The organism is Flagellimonas sp. 2504JD4-2 (assembly GCF_053642935.1).
The window spans coordinates 125,127-148,216 of the sequence record NZ_JBSIOV010000005.1 but is presented as its reverse complement, the minus strand read 5'-3'; the positions used below and the strand labels follow the sequence as shown (position 1 = coordinate 148,216).

The 23,090-nt window shown below is 40.8% G+C and carries 22 protein-coding genes; 7 read left to right on the top strand and 15 right to left on the bottom strand.

Annotated features, from left to right (window positions below; translation table 11 throughout):
- Window positions 1–55 precede the first annotated feature (55 nt).
- From ACULLH_RS17560 to ACULLH_RS17540, 5 genes are all read right to left on the bottom strand, one after another.
- The gene (locus ACULLH_RS17560) at window positions 56–562 is read right to left on the bottom strand and encodes a rod shape-determining protein MreD (protein ID WP_454090064.1); all 507 of its coding nucleotides are present in this window, start codon (window positions 560–562) and stop codon (window positions 56–58) included.
- Complete coding sequence (mreC, locus tag ACULLH_RS17555; RefSeq protein ID WP_454090063.1) at window positions 555–1,373, bottom strand: rod shape-determining protein MreC; 819 nt, start codon at window positions 1,371–1,373, stop codon at window positions 555–557. Before mreC ends, ACULLH_RS17560 begins: the two co-directional genes overlap by 8 nt.
- A 64-nt stretch (window positions 1,374–1,437) precedes the next feature.
- The gene (locus ACULLH_RS17550; protein ID WP_055396723.1) at window positions 1,438–2,466 is read right to left on the bottom strand and encodes a rod shape-determining protein; all 1,029 of its coding nucleotides are present in this window, start codon (window positions 2,464–2,466) and stop codon (window positions 1,438–1,440) included.
- Window positions 2,467–2,521: 55 nt separating this feature from the next.
- On the bottom strand, window positions 2,522–4,054 hold the full coding sequence (purH, locus tag ACULLH_RS17545) for a bifunctional phosphoribosylaminoimidazolecarboxamide formyltransferase/IMP cyclohydrolase (protein WP_454090062.1): 1,533 nt from the start codon (window positions 4,052–4,054) through the stop codon (window positions 2,522–2,524).
- Window positions 4,055–4,146: 92 nt separating this feature from the next.
- Window positions 4,147–4,599: a GAF domain-containing protein gene (locus ACULLH_RS17540; RefSeq protein WP_454090061.1), complete on the bottom strand. Its 453-nt coding sequence runs from the start codon at window positions 4,597–4,599 to the stop codon at window positions 4,147–4,149.
- Window positions 4,600–4,736: 137 nt separating this feature from the next.
- Here ACULLH_RS17540 and ACULLH_RS17535 point away from each other — a divergent pair, with 137 nt between their 5' ends.
- The 6 genes from ACULLH_RS17535 to ACULLH_RS17510 all read left to right on the top strand — a co-directional run bounded on the left by ACULLH_RS17535 (window position 4,737) and on the right by ACULLH_RS17510 (window position 10,698).
- A complete protein-coding gene (locus ACULLH_RS17535) occupies window positions 4,737–5,147 on the top strand; it encodes an HYC_CC_PP family protein (RefSeq protein ID WP_454090060.1) in 411 nt (136 codons plus the stop codon).
- Between the two features lie 80 nt (window positions 5,148–5,227).
- Window positions 5,228–7,462: a TonB-dependent receptor gene (locus tag ACULLH_RS17530; RefSeq protein ID WP_454090059.1), complete on the top strand. Its 2,235-nt coding sequence runs from the start codon at window positions 5,228–5,230 to the stop codon at window positions 7,460–7,462.
- Window positions 7,463–7,481: 19 nt separating this feature from the next.
- A complete protein-coding gene (locus tag ACULLH_RS17525) occupies window positions 7,482–7,850 on the top strand; it encodes a heavy-metal-associated domain-containing protein (RefSeq protein ID WP_454090058.1) in 369 nt (122 codons plus the stop codon).
- Window positions 7,810–8,571 carry a heavy-metal-associated domain-containing protein gene (locus ACULLH_RS17520; RefSeq protein ID WP_454090057.1) on the top strand — a complete coding sequence of 254 codons (762 nt, stop codon included), beginning with the start codon at window positions 7,810–7,812 and terminating at the stop codon, window positions 8,569–8,571. Before ACULLH_RS17525 ends, ACULLH_RS17520 begins: the two co-directional genes overlap by 41 nt.
- 76 nt (window positions 8,572–8,647) lie before the next feature.
- Window positions 8,648–9,622, top strand: coding sequence for a transporter (locus ACULLH_RS17515; protein WP_454090056.1), 975 nt, complete (start codon window positions 8,648–8,650; stop codon window positions 9,620–9,622).
- A gap of 5 nt (window positions 9,623–9,627) precedes the next feature.
- The gene (locus tag ACULLH_RS17510) at window positions 9,628–10,698 is read left to right on the top strand and encodes a DUF3179 domain-containing protein (RefSeq protein WP_454090055.1); all 1,071 of its coding nucleotides are present in this window, start codon (window positions 9,628–9,630) and stop codon (window positions 10,696–10,698) included.
- 21 nt (window positions 10,699–10,719) lie between these two features.
- Here the strand turns inward: ACULLH_RS17510 and ACULLH_RS17505 are convergent, their stop codons facing one another.
- The 10 genes from ACULLH_RS17505 to miaB all read right to left on the bottom strand — a co-directional run bounded on the left by ACULLH_RS17505 (window position 10,720) and on the right by miaB (window position 21,587).
- The gene (locus ACULLH_RS17505) at window positions 10,720–12,951 is read right to left on the bottom strand and encodes a DUF4838 domain-containing protein (protein ID WP_454090054.1); all 2,232 of its coding nucleotides are present in this window, start codon (window positions 12,949–12,951) and stop codon (window positions 10,720–10,722) included.
- A gap of 26 nt (window positions 12,952–12,977) precedes the next feature.
- On the bottom strand, window positions 12,978–14,174 hold the full coding sequence (locus ACULLH_RS17500) for a glycoside hydrolase family 18 protein (RefSeq protein ID WP_454090053.1): 1,197 nt from the start codon (window positions 14,172–14,174) through the stop codon (window positions 12,978–12,980).
- Between the two features lie 171 nt (window positions 14,175–14,345).
- Complete coding sequence (groL, locus tag ACULLH_RS17495; RefSeq protein WP_454090052.1) at window positions 14,346–15,980, bottom strand: chaperonin GroEL; 1,635 nt, start codon at window positions 15,978–15,980, stop codon at window positions 14,346–14,348.
- 102 nt (window positions 15,981–16,082) lie between these two features.
- Complete coding sequence (locus ACULLH_RS17490) at window positions 16,083–16,361, bottom strand: co-chaperone GroES (protein ID WP_454090051.1); 279 nt, start codon at window positions 16,359–16,361, stop codon at window positions 16,083–16,085.
- Between the two features lie 146 nt (window positions 16,362–16,507).
- Window positions 16,508–16,867: a preprotein translocase subunit SecG gene (secG, locus tag ACULLH_RS17485; RefSeq protein ID WP_454090050.1), complete on the bottom strand. Its 360-nt coding sequence runs from the start codon at window positions 16,865–16,867 to the stop codon at window positions 16,508–16,510.
- A 16-nt stretch (window positions 16,868–16,883) separates the two neighbouring features.
- Window positions 16,884–17,759, bottom strand: coding sequence for a hypothetical protein (locus ACULLH_RS17480; RefSeq protein WP_454090049.1), 876 nt, complete (start codon window positions 17,757–17,759; stop codon window positions 16,884–16,886).
- A 2-nt stretch (window positions 17,760–17,761) separates the two neighbouring features.
- Window positions 17,762–18,253 (bottom strand): LptE family protein, encoded by a 492-nt coding sequence (locus tag ACULLH_RS17475; protein ID WP_454090048.1) that lies wholly within the window; start codon window positions 18,251–18,253, stop codon window positions 17,762–17,764.
- A 42-nt stretch (window positions 18,254–18,295) separates the two neighbouring features.
- Window positions 18,296–18,817: an LptE family protein gene (locus ACULLH_RS17470; RefSeq protein ID WP_454090047.1), complete on the bottom strand. Its 522-nt coding sequence runs from the start codon at window positions 18,815–18,817 to the stop codon at window positions 18,296–18,298.
- A 31-nt stretch (window positions 18,818–18,848) separates the two neighbouring features.
- Window positions 18,849–20,120 (bottom strand): sigma-54 interaction domain-containing protein, encoded by a 1,272-nt coding sequence (locus ACULLH_RS17465; protein WP_454090046.1) that lies wholly within the window; start codon window positions 20,118–20,120, stop codon window positions 18,849–18,851.
- A 3-nt stretch (window positions 20,121–20,123) separates the two neighbouring features.
- A complete protein-coding gene (miaB, locus tag ACULLH_RS17460; RefSeq protein ID WP_454090045.1) occupies window positions 20,124–21,587 on the bottom strand; it encodes a tRNA (N6-isopentenyl adenosine(37)-C2)-methylthiotransferase MiaB in 1,464 nt (487 codons plus the stop codon).
- A 141-nt stretch (window positions 21,588–21,728) separates the two neighbouring features.
- On the opposite strand from miaB, the gene ACULLH_RS17455 reads away from it, so the two are divergent.
- On the top strand, window positions 21,729–23,012 hold the full coding sequence (locus ACULLH_RS17455; RefSeq protein ID WP_454090044.1) for an LVIVD repeat-containing protein: 1,284 nt from the start codon (window positions 21,729–21,731) through the stop codon (window positions 23,010–23,012).
- Window positions 23,013–23,090 lie beyond the last annotated feature (78 nt).

Below are 23,090 nucleotides of genomic sequence, written 5' to 3'. Positions count from 1 at the left end.
GGGTAATTATATTTTGGGCACTTGACCTTTGTATTTCAACGAAGCAACAGCTTTTTTATTCGCTCTTTGGACTAAAAAGTGAACTAAAAAGTGTGCACAATACCAAAGTTACCACTCCTGTGGCAAAAACCTTTTTCAAAATTAACAGGAAGTGGGAGAAACTTAAAACTTCCAACGAAAAGAAAACGATTTGATGCACAAGTATCAACAGGGCCAAAAAAGTAACACGCTGCACCTTGGTTGTGTTTTTGAAACTGAAATTTTGAAATTCATAGTTCACCCCAAAACAAAAACGCATGATCACCGGTCTTACATAGGCAACGGTCAATGCAGCTACGGAATGTAGGGCAAGTGTATCCGAAAAGAGGTCAATCATGAATCCTAAGAAAAATGAAGTCACCATAAATACCGCCCTATTGCCTTTTATCGGATACCAGTAAAAAAAGATGACATACACCAATGGGTTAACGTACCCCATAAAGTTTAGGGTATTGAAAATAAGTACTTGTGTAAGGACAAGCAATGTAAAGCGAAGCGTATTTATGAAAATCGTGTTATTCATTCTCAGTCAGTGCTTCCAGTTCTTTAATTTCCTCCCTATTCTTATCCTTGATCAAATACACATTTTTGATGTTGGACATATCGTTGAATAGCTCTACATCAATGTTGTAAAAACTTTGAGAAGTGTTTAGATCGTATTTTTTGATGACTCCAATAGGAATACCTTCGGGAAAAATACTAGACATACCCCCGGTAATAATAGTATCTCCAACAACCAATGGCACTAATCTGGGAATATCGATAAGTTGAGCTACTAAATAATTCTCGGCATCCCATTTGAGCGATCCGTAAAAATCATCAGAGTTTTTAATTTTGGCATTTATGCTTGACTTAGTGTTCAAAACACTTTGGACGGTAGCAAAATTTGAAGAGACATTCTCTACTATGCCCAAGATTCCTTCTGTAGTGATCACACCCATATCCTGGGTCACACCTTGATTTCTCCCTTTGTCAATGGTAAGGTAATTTCTTGGGGAGGAAAAGCTGTTTTTTATAAGATTGGCACTGATCACCTCGAAGTCAATGGCTGTGGTGTCTACCTGTTGGGTAATTTCAGATTCTGAATTGAACAATAGTTTTCGTAACCTTTCATTCTCTTGAACCAAACGTTGGTTTTCTTCCCTCAGCCCAAAATACGATGATATGTTCGCTGCGATACCGTAGACATTACCTGTCAGCCACTTGGATGAGTTGAAAAATTTGGATTGATGGTAGGAGTGGGACCGAATGGTCATACTCAGGGCAATGACCATAAGAAAGCTATAGAGAAAAGCATTTCTATACCTTAAAATAAAATTGATGATCCGCTGCATGCAATCGTATCATTAAGAAAGTCCGGAAACTTTCGATGGCCCCAAAACGGTTTCGGTAACCGAATTACTTTATCAATATACTTTTATATCGCTCCAAATTCTTAAGGGCGATACCTGTGCCTCGTACAACTGCTCTTAACGGGTCTTCAGCAATGTAAACGGGCAAATCTGTTTTTTGGGAGAGTCTTCTGTCCAATCCTCTCAACATAGATCCACCACCAGCAAGATAAATACCTGTATTGTAAATGTCGGCTGCAAGCTCAGGTGGAGTTTGCGAAAGGGTTTCCATAACGGCATCTTCGACCCTCAAAATACTTTTATCCAGTGCTTTGGCAATTTCACGATAAGAAACTTGGACCTGCTTTGGTTTTCCTGTCAAAAGATCCCTTCCCTGAATTGATTTATCATCCGGTGGAGATTTTAAATCCTCTGTAGCCGAACCAATTTCAATTTTGATTGCTTCAGCAGTGCTTTCCCCGACATACAGGTTATGTTGGGTCCGCATGTAATAGATGATATCGTTGGTAAATACATCACCCGCAATCTTTACCGACTTATCACAAACAATTCCGCCCAAGGCAATCACGGCAATTTCGGTGGTTCCCCCACCTATATCTACGATCATGTTTCCTTTGGGCTGCATAATGTCAAGCCCAATACCAATGGCGGCAGCCATTGGCTCATGAATCAAATACACCTCTTTTCCGTTTACCCTTTCCGCTGATTCACGTACCGCACGCATTTCCACCTCGGTAATCCCCGATGGAATACAAATGACCATTCGTAACGCAGGGGGAAACCATTTTTTCTTTAAGGCCGGAATATTCTTGATGAACATATTGATCATCTTCTCCGAAGCATCAAAATCGGCAATTACCCCATCTTTCAAAGGTCGAATGGTCTTGATGTTCTCATGGGTCTTTCCCTGCATCATATTGGCCTCCCTTCCCACTGCTATAATTTTCCCGGATATTCTATCCCGGGCAACAATGGATGGGCTATCAACTACGACTTTGTCTAAATGAATTATCAGGGTGTTTGCAGTACCAAGGTCGATGGCGATTTCCTCGGTCATGAAATCAAAAAATCCCATAAAAAGCGTCGGTTTTTCGGATTAACGGTAAATTTTATCGGCTAATGTACTAAAATTAATGTTTAAAATGCCGAGTCCCGGTCATTACCATGGCCAATCCATTTTCATTGCAATAATCGATGCTCAATTGATCCTTGATTGAACCTCCTGGTTGGATCACACTTTTTATTCCAGCTTTGTCCGCAATTTCAACACAGTCGGGGAATGGGAAGAAGGCATCACTGGCCATGACGGCACCTGTGAGCTCAAAGTTGAAGGACTTTGCTTTATGAATTGCCTGGTTCAAGGCATCCACTCGGGAAGTTTGTCCTGTTCCGCTTGCGCATAGTTGTTTGTTCTTGGCCAAAACGATTGTATTGCTCTTTGTGTGCTTGCACAATTTGGAGGCAAAAATCAAATCTTCGATCTCTTCGGCAGATGGTTTTTTGTCGGTAACGGATGTCAATTCTTCAGCGGAATCGGTTTTGAAATCTTTGTCCTGCACCAAAACACCATTTAGGCATGTTCTTACTAAAGTATCCGGAAGTGCCACTTCGTTTTGGATTAGAATGATTCGGTTCTTTTTACCCTTAAGAATTTCCAAGGCTTCATCAGAATAAGACGGAGCAATCACCACTTCGCAGAACAATTTGTGGATTTCTTCTGCTGTAGGGGCATCAATTTCAACATTGGAAATCAAGATTCCTCCAAAAGCTGAAACCGGGTCTCCAGCCAACGCATCTACATAAGCTTGTTTAATAGTGCTCCTTGTGGCCAATCCACAAGCATTATTGTGTTTAAGGATGGCGAAAGTAGGGTCGTCACTTTGGAACTCGCCCATAAGATTTACAGCAGCATCGACATCCAAAAGGTTGTTATAGGAAAGTTCTTTACCGTGCAACTTGGAGAACATAGCTTCAAAATCACCAAAGAAATATCCTTTTTGATGCGGGTTTTCACCGTATCGAAGCACTTTTCCATTTTGCTCGCTGATTTTGAGCACGGTCTCATCTCCATTTGCATTAAAATAATTGAAGATGGCAGAATCATAGTGCGAAGAAACGTTGAAAGCTTTGGTGGCGAAACGTTTGCGGTCTTCCAGAGTGGTAGAACCGTTTCCTTCGGAAATGACATTTAAAAAATCAGCATAATCTTCCATGGAAGAAACGCAGAGCACATCCTTGAAGTTTTTGGCGGCAGCCCTGATCAAGGAGATACCACCAATGTCTATTTTTTCAATAATATCTTGTTCTGAGGCACCACTTGCTACTGTCTTTTCAAAAGGATATAGATCTACGATGACAATATCCAATTGCGGAATTTCGAACTCTTCCATTTGGGCAACATCACTTTCGTTGTCCTGACGGTTAAGAATTCCTCCAAAAACCTTCGGGTGAAGCGTTTTTACACGTCCGCCTAAAATGGAAGGATAGCTGGTAACTTCTTCAACAGGAACAACATTGATGCCCAAATCGCGGATAAATTTCTCGGTACCCCCAGTTGAATATAGGGTTACGCCAAGTTCATCCAGTTTTTTGACAATCGGTTCCAATCCATCTTTGTGAAATACGGATATAAGTGCGGCGGAAGCTTTTTTGGTGGTGCTCATTTTGTGTCTTAAAAATCAAATTATTAAGCACACAAAAGTAGTTTTTTTGCTACTAAAATGTTGGTCGGGTTATCAACAAAATGCCACTAGTTTTAAAGAATTTGTGATACTTTTTGATTCACAAATTCCAAAAAGCGTTCATCCTCCTCGGTAAAGGGGTCGGGAGTATTCGAATCAATATCAATTTGACCAATATTCTCACCATTTTTGAATAGGGGAATCACGATTTCCGATTTTACGGTAATGCTGCATGCGATGTAGTTGTCCTGTGCAGCCACATCGGGTACAACAAAGTTCTCATTGCTCACCGCAACCTGCCCGCAAATGCCTTTTCCGAAGGGAATAATGGTATGGTCCGTGGGTTCACCCGCATAGGGTCCCAGTTTCAGTTCCTCCTTGTCTCCATTCTTAAAATAAAATCCTACCCAATCGTAGTAATCGATAGTGTCTCTAAGCAAATTACAGAGTTCATCTAGACGATTTTCCACGCTTTCAGCGTTATTGGATAAGATGGAGGTCACTTTTGGTTTTAGTGATACGAGCATTGAATTGTTTTTTACAAATGTATTTGAAACCGATTTTTTAGGTCGTATGAAATATAAAAAATTACGATGTTGAATACCTAAAGTTTCGTTAAGGAAACCTACGGAAAATAAAAGCAAATTAGTTGTAATTTTGTGGTGTGAAAGAGTTGTTTCGCAATATTAGTTCTATCTTCTTGGCACTTATGGTGTTACTGTCTACAGTTTCTTGGACTGTAGATAAACATTTGTGTATGGGAAGGGTAATGGATGTCTCATTTTTTACCCTTGCGGATGACTGTTGTATGGAGCAAGCAATGGCTGCGATGGGAACGGATGCAATTGAAAACCATTGCTGCGATGACGAATCTTTTACGCTTGAAGGACAGGATAATCTAAAACTTTCCAATCCTGATTTGGATATTGAGCAACAATGGTTCCTTGTGGCTTTAGTCCATTCCTATCTAGCTTTGTTCACACCTGTTGAAGAGCTTCCTGTTCCCCACGAAAAATATCCACCTCCCATAATGGTCAGGGACATACATATCTTGGACCAAGTCTTCTTGATTTGATGTATTGAATACTAATAGGTTGCCCGTTTCTTACGATTCGAGCACTGATTTTTATTTCAAGAATTATTCAATACATATTAATGAAACATATTTTAATTATACTTTTTTGGCTTCCCATACTACTGACCGCTCAAGATAAAATTGAAGGGATGGTTATGGAGGCCAATGCAGAAAACAAGCATATCGGCCTGGCTGGTGCGAATGTATACTGGTTAAATTCCCCGTTCGGCACCATCACGAAGGAAAACGGAACCTTCAGTATTCCGTATTCCAAAGATTACAACAAGCTTGTTATAAGTTTTGTAGGGTTCAAAACGGACACTTTGACCATCAATGAGCCAAAAATGGTGCATCATTGGTTGGTGCCCTCCAACCAATTGGATGAGGTTGTAGTGGTAAAAGAGCGCGATGCCGTACAAAAGACATTTTTCTCCACACAAAATGTGGTTACGGTGAATAGTGCAGAGCTTTTAAAAGCTGCTTGTTGCAACCTTTCGGAGAGTTTTGAGACCAACCCTGCCATCGATGTCAATTTCAACGATGCCCTTACGGGGACCAAGCAAATACAGATGTTGGGACTAACAAGTCCTTATTTGCTGATCACCCAAGAGAACATTCCCATGGTTAGAGGTGCTTCCCAAACCTATGGTTTGACGTTTACTCCTGGGACTTGGGTAGAAAGTATCCAGATTACCAAAGGAGCTGGCAGTGTGGTCAATGGATATGAGAGTATTTCGGGGCAGATTAATACAGAACTACAAAAGCCATTGACAGATACTCCGGTTTTTGTGAATGGATATGCCAATTTGAACGGAAGATTGGAATTGAATACACATCTCAATACAAAACTATCCGATAAATGGAGTACGGGATTGTATTTGCATGGAAACCGTAGAGATGTTGAGGTTGATAATAATGATGATGGATTTTTGGATAATCCACTGGCCAATCAAATCAATATCATGAATCGTTGGCAATATCAGGACCCTGAAAAGGGATGGGTGAGCTTTTTTAATGTTCGCTATTTAAATGATGAAAAGCAGATTGGACAGACCGATTTTAATCCCGACACCGATAGATTTACAACCAATACCTGGGGAAGTGAAATAGATACCCAAAGATTTGACGGTTCGGTAAAATTGGGATACGTTTTCCCTGAAATACCCTACCAGAGTTTTGGTTTTCAGACATCATACAGCAGTCATAAACAGGACTCGTATTATGGATTCAATGTTTACAATATTGACCATGAAAGTATTTACACCAATTTAATTTTCAACTCGATTATTGGGAATACCAAAAGTAAGTTCAAGACGGGTCTGACGTTCGCATATGACGGATATGATGAATTGGTCAATACTCAAGAATTCAGTCGTGCCGACACATCTGCTGGAGCTTTTTTCGAATACAGTTATACCAATTTGGAGAAACTAAGTTTTACGGCAGGTCTTAGGTTGGATACCCATAATAGATTGGGAACATTCTTTACGCCCAGGTTCCATATCCGTTATACACCCTGGGAAAAGGGAAGTTTAAGAGGCTCCTTTGGAATCGGTAGAAGAGCTGCCAATATTTTTGCCGAGAATCAAAGACTTTTCGCTTCTTCAAGAACCATTCAATTGCAAACGAATGGAGGGGAGATTTATGGTTTTGACCCTGAAAAAGCCGTAAATTTTGGGTTGAGCTTTATTCAAGGATTCTCATTATTTGAAAGACCAGGAAACTTCTCAGTGGATTTCTATCGTACCGATTTTGACAACCAAATCGTGGTGGATTGGGAGAATCCAAATGAAATTGTTTTCTCCAATTTGGACGGAAAAAGTTATGCGAATAGCCTTCAGGTTGAGTTGAACCATGAAGTTCTGCCCAACGTTGAGGTGCGTACAGCCTATAAATTCTATGACGTGAAAACAGATTACCAAACAGGGCTGTTGCAAAAACCAGTGCAGGCCAGACATCGCTTTTTTACAAATATTGGCTATAACACAACCCCTACTGAAAATGGGTCGCAATGGCGTTTTGATTATACTTTGCAGGCCCTTGGAGAGCAGCGATTGCCAAGTACTTCTTCAAATCCCGTTAGTTTTCAATTGGGAGATTTTGCAGGGGGATATAGCTTAATGAATGCCCAAGTGACCAAAGTGTTTTCAAAGAAATTTGAGGTTTACCTAGGAGGTGAGAATTTGACTAATTTTAGACAAGATAATCCAGTTTTGGGATCCAATGACCCATTTGGCCCAAACTTTGACACAACAATTGTATACGCTCCTATTTTTGGACGGATGGTGTATGCAGGTTTTAGATTTAAATCCTAACAACTTAAATATATACAAAATGAAAAATAGAGTTTTGATTTTACTATGCATACTGGTTTCAACAATTGGTTTTGCACAGGAGAAGAATAAAAAGATGGCGTTTGAGGTAGATGGCAAATGCGAAATGTGCAAGATGCGAATTGAGAAGGCCGCACTGGGTGTTCCTGGGGTTAAATATGCTCTTTGGGATATTCCCTCACATCAATTGTCGTTGGTTGTTGATGAGCGAAAGACCGACGCCATGAGAATAAAGACGGCTTTGGTTGCAGTTGGACATGATACTAAGGAATTGAAGGCAACACAAGAAGCTTATGACAATGTTCATCCCTGCTGCAAATACCGTGAGGATGACACAGACGATAGCCAGCAGCATCACAACAATCACTAAGAAGAAACATTCATATACGGTCACGGGAATGACCTGTGAGGGTTGTGTGGCGTCTGTAAAGGAGAAGCTTTCCAAAGTAAATGGGGTTACAGTGGTTGATGTGGATTTGGAAGCTTCAATGGCACACATCAATATGGAGCGCCATATTCCAATATCAGATTTTAGTGCAGTATTGCCCGATAAATACGGGATTCACGAACAACTTCAAAAGGAAGTGGTATCGTCCGTCAACGAAGGAATGGGAGAACAATCAAAATGGGTGCAATTGCGACCATTGTTCTTGATTTTCGCGTATTTGTTTGCGGCCGCCTTTCTGTTGAACTATCAAAACTGGAACCTAGTTGAAGCTATGCTGGACTTTATGGGGTTGTTCTATATCGTCTTTAGCTTCTTTAAGTTTTTGGATTTAAAGGGATTTCCTGAGAGTTTCAGAATGTATGACCCCTTTGCCAAAGTTTTACCTGCATATGGTTGGATATATCCTTTTTTGGAATTGGGCTTGGGACTTCTATTTTTAATGCGCATTCAAGTGACCGTAGCTTTGCTGATTACCGTGGTTATTTTGGGTATTACCACCATTGGAGTGACCAAAACCTTGTTGGATAAGAAAAGCATCCACTGTGCTTGTTTAGGAACAGCTCTAAACCTGCCGATGACTGAGGCCACATTTATTGAAAATGCGATTATGTTGGTTATGGCTGGTTGGATGCTGGCAATGTAAAAATGTAATTTTAACATTTATAAATTCGGTTTAACTGTAAGGTATTCATTTCTAGCGCTACTCAACTAGGGCGGCTATGAAAAACTTTACAAGGTTTTTTATCCTAACCATGGTATTTATGGGACAATTGGGTTTTTCGCAAACCTGTTGTTCCGGTGGAGTTCCCTTGTCAAATAATTTGGGCTTGCCCAATGACGGCAAGGGAACTTTGCTTATTGGGTTGAGCTATGATTACAACAACCTGAACACCTTAAATGCAGGGTCCAGTGAACTGGACGATGATTCCCGATTGCGTATTACCAATTCAATTTTACTTAGTATAGGCTATGCCTTTACGGATAGGCTTTCTGTTGAATCCCTTTTTACTTGGGTAAATCAATTGCGGACGATCTCCCAATTTGGGAATGAGACCGATACCGAAACCACGGGAATAGGTGATGCTGTTTTTTTGATAAAATATGCATTTCCTAATGTTTTGGGACAGCGCTCAACGATTAGTTTAGGAGCAGGGGTAAAGGCCCCATTGGGAAGGTCCGATTTTACCACTCCCCAAGGAATTCAGTTAACGGCTGATTTGCAGCCTGGTAGTGGGGCATGGGATTTTGTAGGGTTGATTTCCGCTTCAAAGGGATTGAACTTTAGACCAGCCGCAACCCTCTCTGCAAGTTTTACTTATAGGGCAACAGGCGCCAATAACGACTACTTGAACAACACCTCGATATACGAATTTGGAAACGGAATGCAGGCCAATTTGGGATATACGGACCAATTTGGCTTACTCAATACCATTTTTAATCCAGGTTTGATCATCAAATACCGTAAGGCCCAAGTTGACCAAATTGATGCTTCCAACCTCCCAAACACTGGAGGGGAATGGATATTTATAAGACCGGAGCTGTCCGCCAATATTTCTCAAAACTTTGTTTTGGTATCCCGGTTGGAGCTGCCATTGTATAGCTATGTCGATGGTACGCAGCTAACACCAACCAATAGATTCACTGTTGGATTGATGTGGAAATTACAGAAAAAGAAAATTGGAGTTTTAAATTAAGAAAAATGAAAAATTGGATTTTAGCGCTAACATTTATTGGGGTTATGGTTTCATGCAGTTCTTCTAGTGTTGAAGAGACAACAAATGGAGGCCAGGGAACCATTAATCCACCAGTAAATAACCAATGGAGTATTCCAGTAAACCAAGTTTTGGATGGAGGGCCTGGAAGAGATGGGATTCCCGCTTTGGAGAACCCGAACTTTACAGTGGCCCAAGCGGTCGATTTTTTAGATGACAATGATTTGATTATCGGATTTAAAAATGGAGATGATGTAAGAGGATATCCGCATATTATTTTGGATTGGCACGAAATCATTAATGATAATATTGGAGACGAATCCCTTGCCATCACGTATTGTCCGCTAACTGGTACCGGAATTGGTTGGGGAAGGGTCATTGATGGTAAGGAGACCACTTTTGGGGTGTCAGGCTTATTGTACAATACCAATCTTATTCCTTTTGATAGGGAAACATTGAGCAATTGGTCCCAAATTTTAAATGAATCGGTAAATGGTGGGTTATTGGGCAAAAAAGCAGCTTTGTCCATGTTGGTCGAAATGGATTGGAAAACCTGGAAGCAAATGTACCCCAATTCTCAAGTAGCCAATCTGAGTACCGGTTTTCAGCGTACTTACGGAACTTCACCCTATGGTAACTATAGCACGGATCATAATTTCTTTTTGTTTCCAGTAGAAAAGGATAATAGGTTACCACTCAAAGAAAGGGTTTTGGCATTGATAAATGACAACGATGCCAAAGTATATCGGTTTGGGGATTTTACCACTGAAAATGTTATCCTAGACACATTCAAGGGAAGAAATTATCTGGTTGTGGGGAATAGAGACTTCATGGTTGCCTTTGAGCTCGTTGAAGAACATAGTTCCCTTGAATTCACATGCATTCATGATGGAAATTCAGATGTCCTATTACAGGATAATGAAGGTAATGAATGGGATATTTTTGGAAACGCCGTTTCTGGTGCAAGAATAGGTGAGCGTTTGCAAACACCCACCACGTTCATGGCTTATTGGTTTTCGGTTCCTGCATTTTACCAAACAGAGATTTTTGGTAACTGATTGGATTGAATCAATTCATTTTCAGTCTACGATAATCTCGTCGGCAAAAACCCAAGATGGTAATCCCGCGGCATGATGCCAATAAGGGGTTTCCGTGTTTTTGGCAACCACTTTGATATAGTTTACGTCCGTTGGATCAAATTTGAGGTCAAAATAGTGGATATCGTTCACCTTACTCTTTTTGTTCAAAGGAGAGGGATTTTTAAGATTCCCCAGCTTCTCAAAATTGACATTGTCTGTCGAACCATAATAGGTTACAGAGGAAGGAAAGAACACCACGTGATTGGTTACCTGTAGGAATGCCATCGAAATACTGCTTATGTTCTGTTTTTCACCTAAATCAACAACAACCTCCATGTCATTTCCCTCATATCCCAACCAATTGGCATAGAAGCTGCTTCCACCAAGGGCACTGTCGGTCAAGACCATAGGGTCTTCATTGGCATATTTTTTAGGTTTGGTCAGGCTGACCACATGCTTTCCTTTGGCCTTATTTGGTTTTTGGGCAATTTTCAGGGCCGACATATAATTTGAAGCATATTCATTGACGGTAAAGCCCATTTCGTTCATCAAAGTGATATTGTTTTTTCTGGCCGTATTTATAAAATTATCCAGTAACGCTGCTACCATAGGATTGATGGTTTGGGCAGCATTGTCGCCTGATGTCATTAAACTGTAATTCTCGGTAAGGTTTTTTCTGCAAGCTTCCAAAACCGCATAATCGACTCCTAATCTTGCCATTTTGACCCTGTCATTGACTTCTGGCTTATCATCTACCGCTTTCTCAGCTTCGTCAAACAAGCTGGAATACTTTTCCAATAGTGCTGGATTCAAATAGGATGAAAAAGCTTCCGAGGGATCCCCGTATAAAAAGAGAAAGAAATCTGGATCTTCTTTGATTTTGGAATGGATCAATTCAACATATTCTTTTATGAAAGGACCGGCCTCTTGGTAATAACCATTGGTAAATTCGGTTAGGAGCGCATCAAAATCGGCATTTGGGTTCCAAAGCAATTTTGCCGTAATGTATGACCGAAGCTCAAAAAGTTCGCTGGGATTGTTGCTGTGTTGTTCAAAAACCCATTTAGCATTGTTGTCCCTGAACAGATGAATATTGGGTTGTAATGTTTTGATATTTGGAAAGGGGGCCAGAAAATTGGTGAATTGTGTGGTGTAATCCCAAATTCTGATATTATCCGTCAGTTTTCCCCAACCAATAAGGTCATCTGCAAAATCCGTACAATTTTCGGCAATGGGAGCACTTCTATCGCACTCTATGGAACAAAGTGTGATCAGGACATTGGATGCGGGACGCACTTTTGGTGGTTTACGGGTATATTGATAGGCCAAGGTTGAAATTGTCTTTTCCGGAAAAGCTTCGGCCACAGCGTTGACAAAATGAATCATGGTTCCGGCCGGACTGCCTTCCTCTTCATCAATTTTCTTGCAATTATCGCATTGGCAATGCTGTTGATTATCGTCTTGACTTACTGAAATAACCGAAGTATTCGGATTTCTTTTAAAATGAGCAGCCACAGAATCTTTGACAATCTCCAAAACTTTAGGATTGGTAAGACAAAGTTGTGTGGGTAATCTTTTTCCATCCCGAAGCGCATAAAATTCAGGATTTGATTTATAGAAGGTCTCTTCCGGCATAAACCTATGGAAGGTATGTACCCTTGCGCCAGGAACATAATAAGGGAATGCCTCATATGTGACCTTTTGCCGATCCGCAAACTCATGGTTGTCATAAAAAAGCCTGGAATGGACCGTCCGTGTAGTAATCTCCGGAATATAACCGTGGTCTATTGAACCAATTGAAACTGTTTTTAAAGAGGGAATGGACTCTACCCCCGGGGCATACCATTTACAATCCAGATAATTTTCAAGAAATTCAAATACAGCATTCTGCGTGGATGAATCTGAACCTCCATAAATAAACAAATCATTGTCTTCTGTTTTAATTCTTACCTCTTCCAGTTGGAGATTTTCTTTTTTGATATTACCAATATAGATTTTTCCCTTTTTCAAGTGTTGTGCGTCTTCTGCGACAATTTCCAATTTGGTGTCGCTCATGATCTGGAGATAATACTGCAGCTTTTGGGCCGATTCAGCGTTATGTTTGCTTGCATCGGTCGGGATGACAATTTCATAATTCGTTTTTCCATTTTTGGCCAAGGTCAATCCGTTGTCCGAGCAAGAAACCAGACATAGCCCCAAAAGGAATAGAATCAATGTAATTTGTTTTTTCATGGTGGTGGTTAGTTTGTTTACTTCAACTACTTTTTGGTTGAAGCATCGTAAATGGACTTGAGAAGACTGTTCTTTTCCTTGGTATCGTTCCCCAATTGCCAGAACATTATTCCTCCAAGTTTCTTTTTCATGGCAAATTCTGTTTTCAGTCGAACCGAAACAGAATCGTCATAGCTAATAAAAATGCTGTCATTGGCATTGTAGATATAGGGTGCTTTCGCGACAGGGTCCCAATATCTTTTATAATCTTTATTGGGTTCAAATTCTTCTCGTATTTGCTTATAGGTGCTCCATCCAATATGCGCTCCAGAATTCATCTGGTAGAGACCATTGTTTTCAGGATGTGCCCCTTTCCAGGCTCTTCCGTAAAATGCGGCACCAATAATAAGCTGCTCTCTTTTTACCCCTTTGTCCATGCAAAAAGCGACAATTTTTTCTGTGGATTGGGGCGCATAAGGTCCTCGGTCATTGTCCGAGTTTTTTCTGCGCTCCTCCACATACTTCCATGCCGGAGTATTTTGAACATCCTTTTCCTCGATCCAACCTAATGCGGTATGGTGACCTGTAAAAGGGGAATTGGAGCCGATTTGATCATAGGTCATTACATTCATATAGTCGGCATATTTCATGACCTCGCCAATCTCAATGTTTTTGTAATAAGGTTTCCATCCCGCTGAGGCAAAAGTCAAGGTCTGTTCCCTGTCCAAAGTGTCCAACGCTTCTCGAAGTTCTTTCATCAGCAGCGTAAAGTTTTGCTTGTCCTCGGGGCGGGCACCTGTACCTGCGGCCGGAATTGCTGGATATTCCCAATCGATGTCAATCCCGTCCAATTCGTATTTTTTGTTGAATTCTACCACACTTTGCACGAATTTCTTTCGATTTTCCGCCGTGTGTGACATGTCCGAAAAACCGTCGGCCCCCCAGCCTCCACAGGCAATCATCACTTTTAAATGGGGATGATTTTTTCGTTGGGCTACCAATTGGCTTAATTTTTCTCCAGTTTGTTCATTTTTGAACTTCATTTCACCATCGATAACCTTGGTGAAGGAAAAGATGATATGCGTTAATTGCTCTAAGGGTAGTTGGTCGGGGTGATAATCTTTTTCTGGAACATAATAGGCCATTACGGCGAATTGGGGCTTTTTCTGCTCCACATAAGGATTGTTGAATGAGGCGAACAGAACCAAAACCAGAAATGGGATATAAAATTTTATGTATTTCATCGGAAAAGGAATAAATGACTTTAAAAATTAATCAATTGAAGGAGCTATTGGAAAACTATTAGACAGAGGACAATTGAGGGAGTACAAACAACTGATTTGGGAAGAACAAGTATAAAAACAGAAAGGCCCGTGAAATTTCACGGGCCTTTTTATAGTATTATGTTTTCGGAATTACATCATTCCTGGCATTCCACCGCCACCTCCCATTGGAGGCATAGCTGGAGTATCTTCCTTAATATCGGTCAATGCACATTCCGTGGTCAAGATCATTCCTGCAACAGAAGCTGCATTTTCCAAAGCAACTCTAGTTACTTTTTTAGGGTCGATGATTCCTGCTTTCATCATTTCAACATATTCGTCCGATTTGGCGTCGTATCCGAAGTCTGCTTTTCCGTCCATGATTTTGGCAACCACAACAGAACCTTCGCCACCAGCATTCTCAACGATGGTGCGCAATGGAGATTCGATGGCTCTTGCAACGATTTGCAATCCAGTGGCCTCATCTTCATTGGCAGTGTCTACTTTTGCCAATACTGATTTGGCTCTTACCAAAGCAACTCCACCTCCAGCAACAATTCCTTCTTCAACAGCGGCTCTAGTTGCGTGAAGCGCATCATCCACACGGTCTTTTTTCTCCTTCATTTCCACCTCAGAGGCAGCACCTACGTAAAGCACGGCAACACCTCCGGCCAATTTGGCCAAACGCTCTTGCAGTTTTTCTTTATCATAGTCAGAAGTAGTTGTTTCAATCTGGGATTTGATCTGATTAACACGGGTCTTGATGTTTTTGGCATCACCAGCTCCATTTACAATAGTGGTGTTGTCCTTATCAATGGTAACCCTTTCAGTAGTACCCAACATATCGATGGTAGCCGCTTCCAATGAAAAACCTCTCTCTTCAGAAATCACGGTTCCATTGGTCAAAATTGCGATGTCTTCCAACATGGCCTTTCTACGATCACCAAAACCAGGAGCCTTTACAGCTGCGATTTTCAATGAACCTCTCAATTTGTTCACTACCAAAGTGGCCAATGCTTCACCATCTACATCCTCAGCGATGATCAATAGCGGCTTTCCGGATTGTGCCACTGGCTCCAATACAGGAAGCAAGTCCTTCATGGAAGATATTTTCTTATCGAACAACAAAATGTATGGGTTGTCCAAGTCAGCGACCATTTTTTCAGAATCGGTAACAAAGTATGGAGAAAGGTAACCTCTATCGAACTGCATTCCTTCAACAACATCAACATAAGTATCGGTTCCTTTGGCTTCCTCAACGGTAATTACACCTTCTTTACCAACCTTTTCAAAAGCTTGGGCGATCAAATCACCGATGGTTTCATCATTGTTTGCTGAAATAGCGGCTACTTGTTTGATTTTTTCTGAAGAATCCCCAACTTTTTTAGATTGCTTGGATAGATTTTCAACGATAGCATCTACGGCTTTGTCAATACCTCTTTTAAGATCCATTGGGTTTGCACCGGCAGCTACGTTTTTAAGGCCTTCTTTTACGATAGCTTGAGCCAGTACGGTGGCCGTTGTAGTTCCATCACCAGCAAGGTCGTTGGTTTTGGAAGCTACTTCTTTTACCATTTGTGCACCCATGTTCTCAAGGGCGTCTTCCAATTCGATTTCCTTTGCTACGGTGACACCATCTTTGGTTACTTGAGGAGCTCCAAAAGATTTGGTGATGATTACGTTTCTACCTTTTGGTCCTAAAGTGACCTTTACGGCATTGGCCAAGGCATCAACACCTTTTTTAAGGCCGTCACGTGCTTCTATATCGAACTTAATATCTTTTGCCATTTTTAAACTTTTTATTTGTCATTCCTGCGGAGGCAGGAATCTTTAAATTATACTATAAATGTTTTTGATAGATTCCCACTTTCGTGGGAATGACATCTGGGTTTATACAATTGCTAAAATGTCACTTTCACGCATTATCAAATAATCGGTACCGTCCAATTTTAGTTCGGTGCCAGCATATTTGCCATAAAGAACAGTATCCCCAACCTTAACAGTGATGGATTCATCTTTGGTTCCGGGGCCCACAGCTACTACTTTTCCTTTTTGTGGTTTTTCTTTTGCGGTATCTGGGATGATGATACCAGAAGCTGTTTTGGTCTCAGCCTCAACAGGTTCTATAAGAACTCTGTCCGCTAATGGTTTGATGTTGACTTTAGCCATATTATTAATCTTTAGGTATTTGTTTTAAAAATTCTCGAAACTTTGGGCAGAAATTATGCCATTACTTGAAAACTGACAGGATATTAAAATAAAAATGCCAGCTTGTCATTCAAGCTGGCATTATGTATTTATTCTGTCATTAATTTTTAATTAATGGTGTCAGCTGGGTTTGTTGCAGGAACTTGCTCAGGAACTTCTTCCGGAACAGTTTCCGGTATGGTGTTCTCTACGTCATCACCTTGTAATAGCTTTGAATCTGCTTGGGTATAATTTCCTTTAAGAGAAATATTGGAAGCAAGTATCAAAACGATCAGCAATGCAGCCAGGGTCCAGGTACTTTTGTCCAAAAAATCCCCAGTCTTTTTGACCCCTCCAACGACTTGGTTTCCACTACCGCCAAATGAAGAAGACAATCCGCCTCCTTTTGGATTTTGGACCATGATTACCAAAACCAACAAAAGGCACACTATGATGATCAATATCAAAAAAATTGTAAATGTGCTCATTTTTCTATCTTATGCTTTATTCTTTCTGCAGCTTCTTCACCGCTCGAATTTGATCTGCAAAGAAACCACTTTTTTCCGGATATTTCAAACTCAATATTTTAAAGGCCTGAATGGCTTTTTTGTACTTTTTTTGCTCCAGATAAACCTTGGCCAAAGTTTCGGTCATCAACTCGTTTTTGTCCATTTTTACGGACTCTTTTATGTTGACTTTCGAATTTGAATCGTCACTCGGAACAATTTTGGGTCTGTTCTCTATAAACTTATCCAGCAAATCGAACTTTTGCTTTTTATCCAACCCTTTTTTAGTGGGAGAAGCTTCATCCTCATTTGGATTTTTTGAGGTGAGCTGCAACCATTCGGTAAAAGAATGCTTTTCCTTTTTTGTGAACGGAATGGGTTTGCCTATTTCCAAATCCACCTCAGAAGATGATGGCTCTTTTTCAACAGAAGTTTCTTTAGGTGGTTGTTTGGATTCAAACAGTCCAGGATTTAATATTTGTTCGGCATCTTGGACGTTTTGGGGCAATGCTTCCTCCGACTCCCCTAAAATAACCTCTGCATCGGGATTGGGTTCTATTTCTTCGGAAACCGCCTTTTTGTCCTCAAGTTTAGGAACTCTGCCGGCTATGGTATCTGCAATGTTGTTTTGGACAAATTCTTGGGACGTGATAAAATCAAACAAAACATCCCTATCAGACGTGTGTGCGGCAGTAACCTTGAGGGCATTGTTGTATTTGTAGCTATCCAGATTTTTCAACCCTTTTAAGTGCAAAGCCCTTGCAGCTTGAAAATAGGGGTATTCTTCAATAATATCCTCCAATTCCCTGGTTTGTTTTGGGGAAAGGATGGTATTTGATTTTTGAAGAATTTGTATAAAATCGGATACGTTCATGCTTACCAATTGCCCAAAGAGGCGTTAAAAATATCTTGTGTCAATCGCTCAAATATCACTTCATGTGCCTGTGCCTGAACTGAGGTCAAGGACGCTGCTGCAGCAAAATCATAAAAGAACGAAAATTTTCTTTCAAAATCCCTATCCTCCTTTGTTTTATCGGTGAATCGGACATTGATACTCATGGTCAATCGGTTTTGAGCCGCTCGTTGATTAGACGTTGCTGTCATCGGAGTAACCTTGTATTCAACGATTTCCCCATCATATTTTAATTGGCCATTATCATCCGTCAACGATAACTTGCTTGTTTTGCTTATTGCATTTTGAAGAGCTCTGGTGAAATCCAAATCCAAACCGGGTTGAAAAATAGAACCTTGATTTCTATCCGAATGATTTTTGAAAGAAGCAACCTCAAAGTTTTCTGCATTTGTGTTGATTCCTGTTAAGTTATAGTTGACTTTTGGGCCACAACTCCAGCTAACTTGCAAAACCAAGATTAGAAGGGAGAATGATACGAATCTTTTTACGTAAGCCATTTACCAATTACCCAAAGAGGCATTAAAAATGTCTTGTGTCAATCGCTCAAATATCACTTCATGTGCATTTGCTTGAATGGAGGTCAATGAAGCCGCCGCGTCAAAATCAAAAAAGAAGGAGAACCTACGTTCAAAATCTACCTCTTCCTTGGTCTTATTGAAAAAACGGACATTGACGCTCATGGTCAACCGGTTCTGGGCCGTAAGCTGATCGGCCGTTGCCGTCATTGGTGTAACCCTGTATTCCACTATCTCGCCTTCGTACAACAGATCTCCGTTACTTCCTGTAAGGGAAAGACTGGTCAAATTGTTGATCAGGTTTTGCAATGCTTGGGTAAAATCACGATCTAATCCAGGAACAATGGTTGAACCCGGACTTTGATCAGCGTAATTCTGAAAAAAGTTCACCTGAAAGCTTTCTGCAGTTCCGATATCGGCTCCAGAAAAGTTATAGATGCCACAGCTATAGATGCTAAAAAGCAGGCTCAGGGATAAAATTTTTATAAAGAATCGTCTTTTCATTAATACAAAAGTTCAAATGTAAAAAGGCAAGCTACAAATCGTATTGCTTAATTTTTCGGTACAACGTTCGTTCGGAAATACCAAGTTCTGAGGCTGCAGCTTTTCGTTTTCCGCGATTACGCTCCAGCGACTTTTTGATCAGTTCTATTTCTTTTTCCTGTAAAGATAGAGTTTCTTCCTCTTCAATTTCCTCAGCAAAATGATAACGATCTTCTTGGGGTTGGACAACTGTGGTGGCCGACTCAACTACTGGTTCGGGAAGATGCAAGATTTCTGTTGCATTTTCTTCTTTAGTATCAACCTCTTCTTCTTTGTTGCCGTAGATTTTCCTGATCAGGTTCTCGTTTTCTTCCTGAACTTTTTCGGTATCGTTGTTTTTCAACAATTCCAAGGTGAGCTTTTTCAGATCATTCAGATCACCTTTCATATCAAAAAGTACCTTATAAAGGATTTCCCTTTCATTGCTGAAATCACTTTCCTTTTTGTTCTGTTCCACTACGGCCGGAAGATTGGTGTTGCCAGCATTGGGAAGATAACCGTTTAACGTGGCTGCGGTTATTGTCCGGTTTTCTTCCAATACGGAAATCTGTTCGGCGATGTTCCGCAGTTGCCTAATGTTCCCTGGCCAGCGATATTTTTGAAGCAGTTGTATGGCCGGCTCATCCAATCGAATGGTGGGCATTTTGTATTTCTGACCAAAATCTGAAGCGAACTTTCGGAACAACAGGTGGATATCTTCACGACGTTCGCGCAAGGGTGGAATATTGATTTCGACAGTACTTAGTCTATAATAAAGATCCTCACGGAATTTTTCCTTTTTGATGGCTTCAAACATATTGATGTTTGTTGCTGCCACGATTCGAACGTTGGTCTTTTGCACTTGCGAAGATCCTACTTTCAAGAATTCGCCATTCTCCAAAACTCGAAGCAAACGTACCTGGGTGGTCAATGGAAGTTCACCTACTTCATCAAGAAAAATAGTTCCTCCATCCGCTACTTCAAAGTAACCGCTACGTGTTTGGGTTGCGCCGGTAAAGGCTCCTTTCTCGTGTCCGAACAGTTCACTGTCTATGGTCCCCTCTGGAATTGCACCACAGTTTACCGCTATATATTTAGCGTGTTTTCGATGCGAGAGGGAGTGAATGATTTTCGGAATTGCTTCCTTACCAACACCACTTTCACCAGTGACCAAAACCGAGATGTCGGTCGGAGCAACTTGAATTGCCTTTTCCAACGCGCGATTCAGTTTCACATCGTTCCCGATGAGCTCAAAACGTTGTTTTATGGATTGAACACCTTCCATGGATTAATTGTTCTTTGAATATTCAACCGCTTCACCAATCAATGTGGCTGAAGTGCATTCGTTGATTTTTACATTTACAAAATCGCCAACTTTATAGTTTTCCTTTGGAAAAACCACTACGGTATTTTGCGAATTTCTTCCCATCCAATGGGTGTCTGATTTTTTGGATGACCCCTCTATCAATACTTCTTCTACCTTACCGACATGCTGTTGGGTTCTATAAAGTCCATGCTTTTGCTGTAGGTCGATGATTTCCCTCAGCCTTCTCTTTTTGGTCTCTTCGGGAATATCATCATCCATTTTTCGTTCGGCCAGTGTTCCGGGTCTTTCAGAATAAGCGAACATAAACCCAAAATCATATTTTACATATTCCATTAGGCTTAAGGTATCTTGATGATCTTCTTCGGTTTCTGTCGGAAATCCAGCTATCATATCCTGACTTATGGCGCAATCCGGAATAATTCTTCGGATGTTGTCGACCAACTCAAAATATTCCTCTCGTGTATGAAGGCGGTTCATTGCCTTTAAAATTCGATTGCTCCCACTTTGCACCGGTAGATGGATGTAGTTGCAGATGTTTTCGTACTTCGCCATGGACTCGATGACATCCAAAGTCATGTCCTGGGGATTGGAGGTAGAAAAACGAATACGCATTTTGGGTTGGGTCTCCGCCACCAGTTCCAACAATCTTGCAAAATTCACCGAAGTGGCCTTTTGCATATCGGTAGCTTTGTCAAAATCTTTTTTCAATCCTCCTCCATACCAAAGGTAACTGTCGACATTCTGACCTAATAAGGTAATTTCCCTGAATCCTTTTTTCCAAAGGTCATTCACTTCTTCCAAGATGGATTGCGGGTCACGGCTTCGTTCCCGACCACGGGTGAAAGGGACAACACAGAAGGTGCACATATTGTCGCAACCACGGGTGATTGATACAAATGCAGTTACCCCGTTGGAGTTCAATCGAACCGGGGCAACATCGCCATAGGTTTCATCTTTGGAAAGAATAACGTTCACGGCGTTCCGGCCTTCATCTATTTCTTGGATAAGGTTGGGAAGGTCTTTGTAGGCGTCCGGCCCAACGACCATGTCCACAATTTTTTCCTCTTCCAAAAACTTGCTCTTCAAACGTTCTGCCATGCATCCAAGCACACCAACCTTCATTCCTGGGTTGGTCTTTTTCACGGCATTGAATTTTTCCAAACGCTTGCGCACGGTAGTTTCGGCCTTTTCACGAATGGAGCAGGTATTTACCAAAACCAAATCGGCTTCTTCCAACAGTTGGGTGGTATTAAATCCTTCCTTAGCCAAGATGGAAGCTACAATTTCACTATCGGAAAAATTCATCTGGCAGCCGTAGCTCTCAATGTACAGTTTCCGATTGTTGTTTTCGTTTTTCTCAAGCGCCAAGGTAGCTCCTTGTCGGCTTTCGTCAATGATTTTTTCAGTTCCTTCGTTCGTCGTCATTTCACTTAAATCGTCTGCAAAGATAGTGCATATTCCAGCTTAGTGACAATTTGGCAGTTAAATTTTGCACAAAGTTGAACGCAACTTTGTTTAACCATTTCTATCTAGTGTGTGTTATCTATCCAAAAAACTTAAACAACAATGAAAAAGAAAATCCTGTTTATTTTATCCCTTTTCATGGGGTTGATTGCGTGCAATGATTCGAATGAATTCCCATTTGGTAGGAATATTTACTCGATTGCCGTTCCCCTGACAGCCGATCTACATTCCTTTAAGGAAGAAGCTATCGATATTACAGAGCCTGTGGATATCGTAGAATCAGGCAAGATTTATGCCTATAAGAATTACATTTTTATCAACGATGTGGGCAGGGGGCTTCATGTTGTGGATAATACCAACCCAAGGGCCCCAGAAAAAATATCTTTTATAAAGCTTGAAGGAAACCATGATGTTTCTATAAAAAATGACCGTCTTTATGCGGATAGTTATGGTGACCTGGTTATTATGGATATTTCGGACATTTCGAACATAGGAAATGTGAAACGTTTGGAAAATGCTATTTATCAGGAGTTTTGGTGCACTGTTGGCTTCGATGTTGAGTGGCCTACCGCAGATGCTTTTGATTATGGGGATTTTGATGCCAGTAAGGAAGCGATTGTCGGATGGGAGGTTAAAAGAATACCAATGTCCCAAAGCGAATTCAATGAAAAATATAGAAATGTTTTTGCGTTGGAAGATGCTTCAGCCAATACAACAGCGGCTCCTAATGCTGATACTGGTCAAGGTGGTTCTTTGGCCCGCTTTAGAATAGTGGACGATTATTTATATGCGGTTGAATGGTCGAGCATTAATGTTTTTGATATTTCAGACCTTGATTCCCCTGAAGTGCTGGATGAAGTTTATACAAGCGGTGGTATTGAGACCATTTTCAACCAAGGTGATCTATTGTTCTTGGGTGGAACACGAGGCATGTATATATATGATATATCAGAACCTTCAACACCTACATTTATCTCTGACTTTGAGCATGGTACTGCCTGTGATCCAGTAGTGGTTGATGGCGACTATGCCTATGTAACCTTAAGAGGGGGCAATTTTTGTGGAGCTGTAGAGAGTGGACTGTATATAATAGATATTGCGAACATAGAAAAACCTGAACTCAAGGTAATTTATCCTATGGATGAACCTTATGGGTTGGGCGTTAAAGACGACAAGTTATTTGTTTGCGATGGAACTTCTGGACTGAAGGTGTATGATAAATCCTCAGTTCCGGATTTACCTCAGTTAAACCATTTTAAAGATATCGTTACATTTGATGTGATTCCTTTGGAAAGTCATTTGATCATGGTCGGTGATGAAGTGTTGTACCAGTATGAATATTTAGATGATGATATAAAGCTTTTGAGCCAGATAGGACTCAACTAAATTTGCACAATAACTCCCTTAAATATCCCGTTTTTAGCGGGATATTTTTTTGTTCTAGATTTTGAAAAAAATCCGAAA